The organism is Enterobacter sp. PL_is379, from assembly GCF_055817355.1.
Genome location: NZ_JBVPGT010000032.1, coordinates 341593 through 355163, shown reverse-complemented (window position 1 = coordinate 355163; position 13571 = coordinate 341593). Strand labels below are relative to the sequence as shown.

Below are 13571 nucleotides of genomic sequence, written 5' to 3'. Positions count from 1 at the left end.
ATAGTCTCTGAGCGTTTGTAAGCCGTAGCCACTGATGACGGAACAATAAAATACAACGTATGAAAAAACGTATCCCCACCCTTCTGGCCACAATGATTGGCTCCGCCCTGTATAGTCAACAGGGGCTGGCGGCCGATCTCGCCTCGCAGTGTATGCTTGGCGTCCCAAGTTATAATCGCCCACTGGTGAGTGGCGATACAAATAGCTTGCCGGTAACCATTACTGCCGACAGTTCGAAAGGGACTTACCCTGACAATGCCACGTTTACGGGCAATGTGGATATTAACCAGGGTAATAGCCGCCTGCAGGCAGATGAAGTGCAATTGCACCAGAAGCAGCCGGAAGGTGCGGCCGAGCCGGTACGAACGGTGGATGCGCTGGGTAATGTGCACTATGACGACAATCAGGTCATCCTGAAAGGTCCGAAAGCCTGGTCAAACCTGAATACTAAAGATACTAACGTCTGGGAAGGTGATTACCAGATGGTGGGTCGCCAGGGGCGCGGTGACGCAGACCTGATGAAACAGCGCGGCGAAAACCGCTATACGATCCTGGAAAATGGTACATTTACGTCATGTCTGCCGGGGTCAAATACCTGGAGCGTGGTCGGAAGCGAGGTTATCCATGACCGCGAAGAACAGGTCGCAGAGATCTGGAACGCCCGCTTCAAACTGGGTCCAGTGCCTATATTCTACAGCCCTTATCTGCAGCTTCCCGTGGGTGACAAACGTCGCTCCGGTTTCCTGATCCCAAATGCCAAATACAGCACCACGAACTACTTTGAGTTCTACCTGCCGTATTACTGGAACATCGCGCCAAACATGGATGCGACGATCACGCCGCACTATATCCACAAGCGCGGCAACATCATGTGGGAGAACGAGTTCCGCTATCTGACTCACGCCGGTGCGGGTCTGATGGAGCTGGATTACCTGCCGTCGGATAAAGTCTTCCAGGATGAGCATCCGACCGAAGGTAATAAACACCGCTGGATGTATTTCTGGCAACATTCCGGTGTGATGGATCAGGTCTGGCGTTTCAACGTCAACTACACCAAGGTGAGTGATCCGAACTACTTCAACGATTTCTCGTCAAAATACGGTTCGAGTACTGACGGTTATGCCACGCAGATCTTCAGCGCAGGCTATGCGGTGCAGAACTTTGATGCGACCGTAACAAGCAAGCAGTTCCAGGTATTTGATAGCCAAACGGCGAGTACCTATGGCGCTGAGCCACAACTGGACGTTAACTGGTACCAGAATGACGTGGGCCCATTCGACACCCGTATTTATGGTCAGGCGGTGCATTTTGTAAATACAAATTCCAATATGCCGGAAGCCACCCGCGTTCACCTGGAGCCCGTAATCAACCTGCCATGGTCAAATGACTGGGCAAGTCTGAACACGGAAGCTAAGCTGATGGCGACACACTATCAGCAGAAAAATATCGATGATTACAACGCGAATCCAAACAATACCGGTCACCTGGAAGAATCCGTAAACCGTACGCTTCCGCAGTTCAAAATGGACGGCAAGCTGATCTTCGAACGCAATATGGGTCTACTGGCGGATGGCTATACCCAGACGCTGGAGCCACGTATGCAGTATTTGTACGTGCCTTATCGCGATCAGAGCAATATTAATAACTACGACTCCTCATTACTGCAGTCTGACTATAGCGGCCTGTTCCGCGACCGTACCTACGGTGGCCTTGACCGCATCGCCTCGGCAAACCAGGTAACGACCGGGGTCACATCGCGCGTTTATGATGATGCTGCCGTTGAACGTTTTAACGTTTCTGTTGGTCAAATCTACTATTTCACCGAGTCTCGCACGGGCGATGACAATATTAAGTGGGAGAAAGATAACAAGACAGGTTCGCTGATTTGGGCTGGTGACACCTACTGGCGTATGACCGACCGTTGGGGTCTGCGCGGTGGCGTGCAATATGACACCCGTCTCGACAATATCGCCAACAGTACAGCGGCCATTGAGTATCGCCGGGATGAAGATCGTATGGTGCAGTTGACCTATCGTTATGCCAGCCCGGAATATATTCAGGCCACATTGCCAAACTACGGCAATGGGGAACAGTATAAAGACGGTATTTCGCAGGTCGGTGGTGCAGCAAGCTGGCCAATCGCCGATCGCTGGTCAGTCGTTGGCGCTTACTACTTTGACACCAACACTCATAAAGCAGCTGACCAGATGGTGGGTCTGCAATATAACTCCTGCTGCTACGCGCTGCGTGTCGGTTACGAACGTAAGCTTAACGGCTGGGATACTAACAACAATCAGAGCAAATACGATAACGTGATTGGCTTTAACTTCGAGCTACGCGGCCTGAGTTCCAACTACGGTCTGGGTACGCAGAAAATGCTGCGCTCGAATATTCTGCCATACCGTACTTCCTTGTAATGTGCTTGATTTGCAACGTAATCCGCTTTGCGGTTAATTGAAATGGAAAAAGTATGAAGAACTGGAAAACGCTGCTGCTCGGTGTCGCTATGGTTGCGAATACCAGCTTCGCGGCCCCCCAGGTTGTTGATAAAGTCGCTGCTGTGGTTAACAACGGCGTCGTGCTTGAAAGTGACGTTGACGGTCTGATGAAATCGGTGAAGCTCAATTCGGGCGAAGCCGGTCAACAGCTTCCGGATGACGCCACGCTGCGCCACCAGATCCTGGAGCGTCTGATCATGGATCAGATCGTTCTGCAGATGGGGCAGAAAATGGGTGTGAAGGTCACTGACGAGCAGCTCGATCAGGCGATCGCTAACATCGCGAAGCAAAACAATATGTCTTTAGATCAGATGCGCAGCCGTCTGGCCTATGACGGCATCAGCTACGCCACCTACCGTAATCAGATCCGTAAAGAGATGCTGATTTCGGAAGTACGTAACAACGAAGTGCGTCGCCGCGTCACTATCCTGCCTCAGGAAGTGGAGGCGCTGGCAAAACAGGTGGGTAACCAGAACGATGCGAGCACAGAGCTGAATCTGAGCCACATTTTGATTCCACTGCCAGAGAACCCAACGTCCGATCAGGCTGCGGAAGCAGAAAGCCAGGCGCGTTCTATTGTTGAACAGGCGCGTAACGGCGGCGACTTTGGCAAGCTGGCCATCACCTACTCCGCTGACCAACAGGCGCTGAAAGGCGGCCAGATGGGCTGGGGACGTATTCAGGAGCTGCCATCCATCTTTGCCCAGGCGCTGAGCACGGCGAAGAAAGGGGATATCGTCGGTCCTATCCGTTCAGGCGTGGGCTTCCACATTCTGAAGGTGAACGATCTGCGCGGCCAGAGCCAAAATATCTCCGTCACCGAAGTTCACGCTCGCCACATTCTGCTGAAACCGTCACCGGTCATGACTGACGATCAGGCGCGTGCGAAGCTGGAACAGATCGCAGCAGACATTAAGAGCGGTAAAACCTCGTTTGCGAAGGCCGCAAAAGAGTTCTCTCAGGATCCAGGCTCTGCTAACCAGGGCGGCGATCTGGGCTGGGCGGCTGCGGATATTTACGATCCTGCCTTCCGTGACGCGTTGATGAAGCTGAACAAAGGCCAGATGAGCACGCCGGTCCACTCTTCGTTTGGCTGGCATCTGATCGAGCTGATGGACACCCGTAACGTTGATAAAACGGATGCGGCACAGAAAGACAGAGCCTACCGTATGCTGTTTAACCGTAAGTTCTCTGAAGAAGCAGCCACCTGGATGCAGGAACAACGCGCCAGTGCTTACGTGAAAGTGCTGAGCAACTAATGAAACAGCATCGTGTTGTTATCACGCCCGGCGAACCCGCCGGGATTGGGCCTGACCTCGTTGTCCAGCTCGCCCAGCTCAGCTGGCCGGTAGAACTGGTTGTCTGCGCCGATGCAACACTGTTACAAGACCGGGCAACACTGCTCGGTCTGCCTTTAACGCTCATCCCTTACGTTGAAGGCCAACAGCCTGCACCACAGCAAGCCGGTACGCTTACCCTTCTCTCTGTTCCCCTTCGAACGCCGGTCATTCCGGGTCAGCTCAGCACGGAAAACGGCCACTATGTCGTTGAAACCCTTGCGCGCGCCTGCGACGGTTGCCTGAAGGGCGAATTTGCCGCTCTGATTACCGGCCCCGTTCACAAAGGCGTGATCAACGAAGCGGGCATACCATTTACCGGGCATACGGAGTTCTTCGAAGAGCGCTCGCACAGTCCGAAAGTGGTGATGATGCTGGCGACCGAAGCGATGCGCGTTGCCCTGGTGACTACCCATCTGCCGATCAAAGCGATTCCGGATGCGATCACCCCCGATCTCCTGCGCGAGATCATCGGGATTTTGCATCACGATCTGCAGACAAAATTTGGGATCCCGCAGCCGCATGTGTTGGTTTGCGGCCTGAATCCACACGCCGGTGAAGGCGGGCACATGGGCACCGAAGAGATCGACACCATTATTCCGGTGCTCAACGAAATGCGGGCGAAGGGGATGAACCTCAGCGGGCCGCTGCCTGCAGATACCCTTTTCCAGCCAAAATACCTGGATAATGCCGACGCCGTGCTCGCGATGTACCACGATCAGGGCCTGCCCGTGCTAAAATACCAGGGCTTTGGCCGCGGGGTGAATATCACCCTCGGTTTACCCTTTATTCGAACGTCCGTTGACCACGGTACTGCGCTTGATCTGGCAGGCCAGGGGAAGGCGGATGTCGGCAGTTTTATTACGGCGCTTAATCTCGCCATCAAAATGATTGTTAATACTCAATGACTAATCGAGTCCATCAGGGCCACTTAGCCCGTAAACGTTTCGGGCAAAACTTCCTTAACGATCAGTTCGTGATCGAAAGCATTGTCTCGGCTATTAATCCGCAAAAAGGCCAGGCGATGGTCGAAATCGGCCCAGGCCTTGCTGCACTGACCGAACCGGTAGGCGAACGCCTCGACGAACTGACCGTCATCGAACTGGACCGCGACCTGGCCGCACGCCTGCAAACGCACCCGTTCCTCGGGCCGAAGCTGACCATCTATCAGCAAGATGCCATGACCATGAACTTTGGCGAACTGTCGGAAAAAATGGGCCAGCCGCTGCGCGTTTTCGGCAACCTGCCGTACAACATCTCTACGCCGCTCATGTTCCACCTCTTTAGCTATACTGATGCCATTGCCGACATGCACTTCATGTTGCAAAAAGAGGTTGTTAACCGTCTGGTTGCAGGCCCGAACAGTAAAGCGTATGGTCGTTTAAGCGTGATGGCACAATATTACTGCAACGTGATCCCGGTACTCGAAGTACCGCCGTCAGCGTTCACACCACCACCGAAAGTGGATTCAGCGGTTGTGCGCCTTGTGCCGCACAAGACGAAACCGTATCCGGTTAAAGATCTGCGCGTACTGAGCCGCATTACCACAGAAGCCTTTAACCAGCGCCGTAAAACGATCCGTAACAGCCTGAGCAATTCGTTTACCGTAGAGGTGTTAGCCGAGCTGGGGATCGACCCGGCAATGCGTGCGGAGAATATTTCCGTAGAGCAGTACTGCAAGCTGGCTAATTACATCAGCGATAATGCGCCGCCGAAGGAGAGTTAAGCCATGATTGATTCGCCCCGCGTATGTGTCCATGTACAAAGCGTCTATGTTGAATCACAGTCCTCTCCGGACGAAGATCGTTTTGTTTTCGCTTATACCGTGACCATTCGCAATCTGGGGCGGATGCCCGTGCAGCTGCGCGGGCGCTACTGGCTTATCACTAACGGCAATGGCCGCGAAATTGAAGTTCAGGGCGAAGGTGTGGTCGGTGAACAGCCCCACATCGCCCCTGGCGAAGAGTACCAGTACACCAGCGGCGCGGTAATTGAAACGCCGATGGGTACCATGCAAGGCCATTATGAAATGGTCGACGTCGATGGCAACGGATTCCGCGTTGCCATTCCTGTGTTCCGTCTCGCCGTTACTACACTCATTCATTAATCTAATGTCTACATATCTGATTGGCGACGTTCACGGTTGCTACGATGAACTGATCGCATTGTTAAAACAGGTCGACTTTACGCCAGGACAGGACACGCTCTGGCTGACGGGCGATTTAGTTGCGCGTGGCCCCGGCTCCCTTGAAGTATTACGTTTCGTCAAATCGCTGGGCGACAGCGTGCGCATGGTGCTGGGTAATCACGATCTGCATCTGCTGGCGGTTTTCGCCGGGATCAGCCGCAACAAGCCTAAAGATCGCCTCACACCACTGCTGGATGCGCCGGACGCGGACGATCTGATTAACTGGCTGCGCCGTCAGCCCCTGCTGCAGATCGACGAAGAGAAAAAGCTGGTCATGGCGCATGCCGGGATCACGCCACAATGGGATCTTGAGACGGCGAAAACCTGCGCGCGTGACGTTGAGGCGGTGCTGGCGAGCGACTCGTATCCTTTCTTCCTCGATGCCATGTATGGCGATATGCCGAACCACTGGAGCGAGGATCTCAGCGGTCTGGCCCGCCTGCGCTTTATCACCAACGCGTTCACCCGCATGCGTTTCTGCTTCCCGAACGGGCAGCTGGATATGTATTCCAAAGAGACGCCGGAAAGCGCGCCCGCCCCGCTGAAACCGTGGTTTGCCATTCCGGGACCGGTGACCAGCGAGTACAGCGTGGTATTTGGTCACTGGGCAGCACTGGAAGGAAAAGGAACGCCGGAAGGGATTTACGGTCTGGATACCGGATGCTGCTGGGGTGGGGAGTTAACCTGCTTACGCTGGGAAGATAAAGCTTACTTTGTGCAGCCGTCCAACCGACAGCTGGACTTAGGAGAAAGTGAGGCCGTTGCCTCCTGACTAGTGCCCCCCTCCCCAAAAGGCCGCACCGAACAGTCCCCTCTCCCCTTTGGGGAGAGGGTTAGGGTGAGGGGTAGGAAAATTACTTAACGACGTTCCAGAATCTCGAAGCAGTAGCTGTGGGAGTTCTGTGCATCCGCGTCGTGGAATTCGCTGAATACCGATTCCCACTCGTCCGGATCGTAGTCCGGGAAATGGGTATCCCCTTCCACTTCTGCATCAATGTGGGTCAGATACAGCTTCTGCGCTTTTGGCAGGAACTGCTCGTACACACGCCCACCGCCAATCACCATAATCTCTTCGGCATTGCCGCATGCAGCAATCGCCTCGTCTACTGATTTTACCCATTCGACGCGATCGTCAGTGCCTGGCTGGCTGCTGATAACGATATTCTTACGGCCCGGCAATGGACGACCAATCGACTCCCAGGTCAGGCGGCCCATCACTACCGGCTTGTTTAACGTAGTACGTTTAAACCATGCGAGATCGGCAGGCAGGTTCCACGGCATGGCATTTTCCATACCGATAACGCGGTCCACCGCCAGCGCTGCAATCAGACTGATCATTGAAAATTTCCCGGATGCAAAAAATTGCCGCCACTATACGGAAAGCTTAATCTTTCGTCGACTGGCGGCAGGGTAAAGATAAAGAAATTTTTTAATATTGCTGGCAACTCCACTTCACGCGGAAGGTTTACTCTCGGGCTCGTCAGCCGGATCGCCGGTATGCTTGCCCTCTTCCGTGCCCTGCCAGCCATGGCGCTGGATCAGCGACAGGTGGTTACGGTCCTCGTTAATGATTTCCGTCAGCATCGCGCTGGTGCGTTTAAACACCGCCGCGCGCTCGGTGGCCGTACTGCCCGCCATCGCCGCCATCTCTTCAACCATCTCGGTATTAAAGCGACGGAACAGGTCCGCCCGTTCGCGCGCTTCGTACGCGCCAAGCCCCAGGTTTTCCAGCGCCATACGGCCAGACTTCAGCGCACCTTCGAACGTTTCACGCTCCGGTGCGTCTACGCCCGCCTGTCGCAGCCTGATGTAGTGATCCACATCGCGCGCGCGGGAGATAATGGTCAGTTCCGGGAAATGCTCTTTAACCAGTTCCACCATCTGCATGCTGGTCTCCGGATCGTCAATGGCGTTAATCAATACCTCGGCTTTTGCCGCCCCGGCGGATTCCAGCAGATCGACGCGGGTGGCATCCCCGTAAAACACCTTCATATCAAATTTACGCAGGGTATCGACATGGTCGGGATCGTGATCGAGAATGACCATCTTCACGCCGCTGGAGAGTAATAAACGCCCGACGATCTGCCCGTAGCGACCAAATCCGGCGATGATGACGCGCGGCTGCTCCTCGTCAATCTCATCGGCTTCGCGCTCCTGCTCGCTGTCCGATTTTTCCAGACGCGTCAGCACCACCAGCAGCACAGGCGTCGCCGCCATCGACAGTGCGACCGCCAGCGTCAGCGCTTTCGCCCACTCGGGATCGAGCACGTTTGCCATCTGCGCGGCGCCAAAGACCACGAACGCAAATTCACTCCCCTGCCCCAGCAGCACGGCAAACCAGCGGCGCTGCCTGGTCGGCACGTTTAATGGACGCGCAATCAGCCACAGCATCACCATTTTAATGATCAGGAAGCCGACGAGCAGGATGACGATCCGCAGCGGGTGCGTCACCAGCGTGCCGAAGTCGACGGACATCCCCACACCAATGAAAAACAGCCCCAGCAGCAACCCTTTGAACGGCTCGATATCGCTTTCCAGCGCGTGACGGTATTCAGAACTCGCCAGCAGAACGCCTGCGAGGAACGCCCCCATCGCCATCGACAGCCCGGCCTCTTCCAGCAGCAGACCGAAGCCAAACACCAGGAACAGCGCCACGGCGCTGAACACTTCGCGAAGGCCCGAGCGGGCAACAAACCGCAGCAGCGGACGGGTGACGTAGCGACCAAGCAGCACCACCAGCGCCAGCGCGCCCGCCACCTTCAGCGCCGACAGCGCGAAAGCGCCCAGCGTGGTAGAGGAACCGCTGGCCGCCAGCAGCGGGATCATCGCCACCAGCGGGATAGCGGCAATATCCTGGAACAGCAGCACCGAGAACGCGCTACGTCCCATCTGGGATACCGTCAGATTTCGTTCGTTCATCGCCTGCATGGCAATGGCCGTTGAGGAGAGCGCCAGGGTCATGCCGATGAGCTCTGCCACTTTCCAGTCCATGCCCAGCAGGATGCAGAACCCGCCCAACAGCAGGCCGCAGGCCACCATCTGCAGTGCCCCACCGCCAAATACCGATGCGCGAAGCTTCCACAACCGCTGCGGGTCGAGCTCCAGGCCAATCACAAAGAGCATCAGCACAACGCCGATTTCAGCGAAATGGAGAATCGCCTCTGCATCCGTCACCAGTCGAAAACCCCACGGCCCAATGACGCAGCCCGCAATCAGATAGCCGAGGACAGAGCCCAACCCCAGGCGTACCGCCACGGGTACAATCAGCGCCGCCGCGCCGAGGTAAATCAGCGCCTGTATCAGCGTATGGCTATCCATGGTGCGCCTCCTGCCACTCAAGTAAGCGTTGTTTATAATGGCGAGCCTGCGCCTGCAGCGTTTCATCGTCGCAAACAAACGTGCAGTGCATCGCGAACGGCGGGAGCCAGTTCAGGCCGCAATAGAGCGCGGTCGCCTGCAGCGGCTGTGCCAGGACGTCAAAGCCCGGGAAGGAACCGATATCAAAGTGGCTTTCCCCGCCGCCGGTGGTGACCGCCCACATCAGGCTTTTCCCTTTTAGCGCATTGCCATTGTGGCCATACGCCCAGCCGTGGGAGAAGACTTTATCAATCCACAGTTTCAGGAGCGGGGGCGTGCTGTACCACTGCATGGGATGCTGCCAGATAATCAGATCGGCACGGGAAAGCGCCTCCTGTTCGGCGGCGATATCGATATTAAAATCGGGATAGAGTTGATAGAGGGAACGTATCTCTACGTTATCAAGCGTCCTTACCTGCTCAAGCATCCGCTTATTCGCATGCGAGTGCTGCGGATAAGGATGGGCATAAATTATCAGAATCATTGATTAGCCTGTTGTTACTGCTTTCTTTTAACAAAAGAGTGTAGTCAGTAATTCAACAGGCTAATAGTGAATATTATTGACGGGCTTACGTCAGAATTCTGAATTAGTTATCCAGCTCGCCCATCGATTTCACCTGGTCACGGTTGATCTGCTCGGTTTGACCGGTTTCGGCGTTTTTGTACGACACCAGACCGGTATCGTCATCTACCTGCGGTTTTCCGTCGGTAACAATGGTTTTGCCATCGGTGGTTTTTACGGCCTGATTGGACGAACAGCCCGCAACGGTAAACATTGTCGTGGCAGCCAGAACGGAAGCGATCAGTAATTTATTTGGCATGGTGTTTTCCCCTGCTCTCAGTTGAATTTCGTTATCGACCTAATGATTTTAGGCTAACTGACTGAAAGCGGATGAAAAACCAGAAGGTTCTGAAGATGGGGAGAATGCCCGGCAGCCGAACGGCACCGGGCATTTTTACTTACTTGCTAATCTGCGCGTGCATTTCCTGCACTGAAATCACCTTCTCGGTAGCATCCGCGTTCAGCGCCATGGCCGTTGCGAAACCGCCGTTCAGGGTGGTGTCGTAGTGCACTTTGTACTGCAGCGCGCTGCGGCGAATCAGCTTAGAGTCTTCAATCGCCTGGCGGCCTGCGGTGGTGTTGATGATGTAGGTGTATTCGCCATTCTTGATACGATCCTGAATGTGCGGACGACCTTCATGCACCTTGTTCACCAGACGCGGGTTGATGCCCGCTTCACCCAGCACAATCGCCGTACCGTGGGTCGCGTCCAGCTCAAAGCCCTGCTTCAGCAGCTTGGCGGCCAGGTCAACCACGCGCTCTTTATCGCCTTCGCGAACGGAAAGCAGCGCACGGCCCGATTTTCTCATGGTTGAGCTACTGCCCAGCTGCGCCTTCGCGAACGCTTCTGCGAAGGTGCGGCCTACGCCCATCACTTCCCCGGTTGAGCGCATTTCTGGCCCTAACAGTGGGTCAACGCCCGGGAATTTGTTGAACGGCAGCACCACTTCTTTCACCGAGTAGTACGGTGGAATGATCTCTTTGGTCACGCCCTGCTGTGCCAGCGTCTGGCCTGCCATCACGCGCGCAGCTACTTTCGCCAGCGGAATACCGGTGGCTTTGGAGACGAACGGTACGGTACGTGCCGCACGCGGGTTGACTTCAATCAGGTAGACTTCGTTATCTTTCACCGCGAACTGGACGTTCATCAGGCCGCGAACCTGCAACTCGAAGGCCAGCTTCTGCACCTGCTGGCGCATCACATCCTGAATTTCCTGGCTCAGGGTGTACGCTGGCAGAGAACAGGCAGAGTCACCGGAGTGCACGCCCGCCTGCTCGATATGCTCCATGATGCCGCCAATCAGCACCATTTCGCCGTCGCAGATGGCGTCAACGTCCACTTCTACCGCATCGTCGAGGAAGCGGTCGAGCAGCACTGGCGCATCGTTGGAGACGCTCACCGCCGTCTGGAAGTAGCGACGCAGGTCGGCTTCGTCGTAGACGATTTCCATCGCGCGGCCGCCCAGCACGTAGGAAGGACGCACCACCAGCGGGTAGCCAATCTCTTTCGCCTTCTCTACAGCCTGTTCGATGGCCGTCACCGTGGCGTTCGCTGGCTGTTTCAGCTTCAGACGGTCAACCGCCTGCTGGAAACGCTCGCGGTCTTCCGCGCGGTCAATCGCATCCGGGCTGGTCCCGATAACCGGTACGCCTGCCGCTTCCAGCGCGCGCGCCAGCTTCAGCGGAGTCTGACCACCGTACTGCACGATAACGCCTTTTGGCTTCTCGATGCGCACGATTTCCAGCACGTCTTCCAGGGTAACCGGCTCGAAGTAGAGGCGGTCGGAGGTGTCGTAGTCGGTGGAGACGGTTTCCGGGTTACAGTTGACCATGATGGTCTCGTAACCGTCTTCGCGCAGCGCCAGCGAGGCGTGTACGCAGCAGTAGTCGAACTCGATGCCCTGGCCGATACGGTTTGGACCACCGCCCAGCACCATAATCTTGTCGCGGTCGACGGACGGGTTCGCTTCGCACTCCTCTTCATAGGTGGAGTACATGTACGCGGTGTCGGTCGAGAATTCAGCCGCACAGGTGTCCACGCGCTTGTAGACCGGGTGCAGGTCATACTGGTCACGCAGCTTGCGGATTTCCGCTTCGCGCACGCCCGCCAGCTTAGCCAGACGCGCATCGGCGAAGCCTTTACGCTTCAGCACGCGCAGGAAGTCGGCGTCCAGGCCGGTGATGCCCAGCTCAGCCACCTGCTCTTCCAGACGCACCAGCTCTTCAATCTGCACCAGGAACCAGCGGTCGATGTTAGTCAGGTTGAACACGCCGTCGACGGACAGACCGGCACGGAAGGCATCGGCGATGTACCAGATACGCTCTGCACCCGCGTCTTTCAGCTCGCGGCGGATTTTGGTCAGCGCTTCCGGGTCGTCCAGGCTCACTTTCGGGTCGAAACCGGTCGCGCCCACTTCCAGACCGCGCAATGCTTTTTGCAGGGATTCCTGCTGCGTACGGCCAATCGCCATCACTTCCCCGACAGATTTCATCTGGGTGGTCAGACGGTCATTCGCGCCTGCAAATTTCTCGAAGTTAAAGCGTGGAATTTTAGTCACAACGTAGTCGATGGACGGCTCGAAGGACGCAGGGGTGCGGCCACCGGTGATGTCGTTCATCAGCTCGTCGAGGGTATAACCCACCGCCAGTTTCGCCGCCACTTTCGCAATCGGGAAGCCGGTCGCTTTAGAGGCCAGCGCGGAGGAGCGGGACACGCGCGGGTTCATTTCGATAACAATCAGGCGGCCGGTTTTCGGGTTCACGGAGAACTGCACGTTTGAACCACCTGTTTCCACGCCGATTTCACGCAGTACCGCCATCGAGGCGTTACGCATGATTTGGTACTCTTTGTCGGTCAGCGTCTGGGCTGGCGCAACGGTGATGGAGTCGCCGGTGTGGATACCCATCGCATCGAAGTTTTCGATGGAGCAGACGATGATGCAGTTGTCGTTTTTATCACGCACCACTTCCATCTCGTACTCTTTCCAGCCAATCAGCGATTCATCAATCAGCAGCTCTTTGGTTGGAGAGAGATCCAGACCGCGTTCGCAAATCTCTTCGAACTCTTCACGGTTGTAAGCGATACCGCCGCCGGTGCCGCCCATGGTGAACGATGGACGGATGATGCACGGATAGCCCACGTCAGCCGCAACGGCCAGCGCTTCTTCCATGTTGTGTGCGATACCGGAGCGCGCGGTGTCGAGGCCGATTTTCTTCATCGCCACGTCGAAGCGGCGACGGTCTTCGGCTTTATCAATCGCGTCGGCGGTCGCACCAATCATGGTGACGCCGAATTCGGCCAGCACGCCCTGACGCTCCAGCTCGAGCGCGCAGTTCAGCGCCGTCTGGCCGCCCATGGTTGGCAGCACCGCGTCCGGACGCTCTTTCTCGATGATTTTACGCACCACTTCCCAGTGAATCGGCTCGATGTAGGTCGCATCTGCCATTTCCGGGTCGGTCATGATGGTAGCCGGGTTAGAGTTAACCAGGATGACGCGGTAACCCTCTTCACGCAGGGCTTTACACGCCTGCGCGCCGGAGTAGTCGAATTCGCAGGCCTGGCCGATGACGATCGGGCCAGCGCCAAGGATCAGGATGCTTTTTATGTCTGTACGTTTTGGCATTGTCTT

11 protein-coding genes are annotated in these 13571 nt (G+C 56.0%); 6 read left to right on the top strand and 5 right to left on the bottom strand.

The genetic code is table 11. The annotated features are described in order from the left end of the window. Positions 1 to 59: 59 nt before the first annotated feature. The 6 genes from lptD to apaH are packed head-to-tail and all read left to right on the top strand — an operon-like array spanning position 60 to position 6795. Positions 60 to 2417 (top strand): LPS assembly protein LptD, encoded by a 2358-nt coding sequence (gene lptD / locus AC0TOY_RS20550; RefSeq protein WP_024907434.1) that lies wholly within the window; start codon positions 60 to 62, stop codon positions 2415 to 2417. A gap of 53 nt (positions 2418 to 2470) precedes the next feature. Further along, positions 2471 to 3757 (top strand): peptidylprolyl isomerase SurA, encoded by a 1287-nt coding sequence (gene surA, locus AC0TOY_RS20545; RefSeq protein WP_024907433.1) that lies wholly within the window; start codon positions 2471 to 2473, stop codon positions 3755 to 3757. Then, positions 3757 to 4743, top strand: a complete 987-nt coding sequence (pdxA, locus tag AC0TOY_RS20540) for a 4-hydroxythreonine-4-phosphate dehydrogenase PdxA (RefSeq protein ID WP_024907432.1) — start codon at positions 3757 to 3759, stop codon at positions 4741 to 4743. The genes surA and pdxA overlap by 1 nt, the downstream gene beginning before the upstream one ends. Further along, positions 4740 to 5561, top strand: coding sequence for a 16S rRNA (adenine(1518)-N(6)/adenine(1519)-N(6))-dimethyltransferase RsmA (rsmA, locus tag AC0TOY_RS20535; protein ID WP_023310362.1), 822 nt, complete (start codon positions 4740 to 4742; stop codon positions 5559 to 5561). The genes pdxA and rsmA overlap by 4 nt, the downstream gene beginning before the upstream one ends. A gap of 3 nt (positions 5562 to 5564) precedes the next feature. Next, positions 5565 to 5942 carry a Co2+/Mg2+ efflux protein ApaG gene (gene apaG, locus AC0TOY_RS20530; RefSeq protein ID WP_024907431.1) on the top strand — a complete coding sequence of 126 codons (378 nt, stop codon included), beginning with the start codon at positions 5565 to 5567 and terminating at the stop codon, positions 5940 to 5942. Positions 5943 to 5946: 4 nt separating this feature from the next. Continuing rightward, entirely contained in the window at positions 5947 to 6795 is an 849-nt protein-coding gene (apaH, locus tag AC0TOY_RS20525; protein WP_023310360.1) for a bis(5'-nucleosyl)-tetraphosphatase (symmetrical) ApaH, read from the top strand. Between the two features lie 86 nt (positions 6796 to 6881). On the opposite strand, the gene folA is transcribed toward apaH, so the two are convergent. The 5 genes from folA to carB form a co-directional block, all read right to left on the bottom strand. After that, positions 6882 to 7361: a type 3 dihydrofolate reductase gene (gene folA, locus AC0TOY_RS20520; RefSeq protein ID WP_008502023.1), complete on the bottom strand. Its 480-nt coding sequence runs from the start codon at positions 7359 to 7361 to the stop codon at positions 6882 to 6884. Between the two features lie 114 nt (positions 7362 to 7475). Continuing rightward, positions 7476 to 9341, bottom strand: a complete 1866-nt coding sequence (gene kefC, locus AC0TOY_RS20515; RefSeq protein WP_061715984.1) for a glutathione-regulated potassium-efflux system protein KefC — start codon at positions 9339 to 9341, stop codon at positions 7476 to 7478. After that, a complete protein-coding gene (gene kefF / locus AC0TOY_RS20510; protein ID WP_024907429.1) occupies positions 9334 to 9864 on the bottom strand; it encodes a glutathione-regulated potassium-efflux system oxidoreductase KefF in 531 nt (176 codons plus the stop codon). Before kefF ends, kefC begins: the two co-directional genes overlap by 8 nt. Positions 9865 to 9967: 103 nt before the next feature. Next, positions 9968 to 10201 carry a YgdI/YgdR family lipoprotein gene (locus AC0TOY_RS20505; protein ID WP_048989669.1) on the bottom strand — a complete coding sequence of 78 codons (234 nt, stop codon included), beginning with the start codon at positions 10199 to 10201 and terminating at the stop codon, positions 9968 to 9970. 139 nt (positions 10202 to 10340) lie between these two features. Next, positions 10341 to 13565, bottom strand: coding sequence for a carbamoyl-phosphate synthase large subunit (carB, locus tag AC0TOY_RS20500; protein ID WP_473722462.1), 3225 nt, complete (start codon positions 13563 to 13565; stop codon positions 10341 to 10343). Positions 13566 to 13571: the final 6 nt, after the last annotated feature.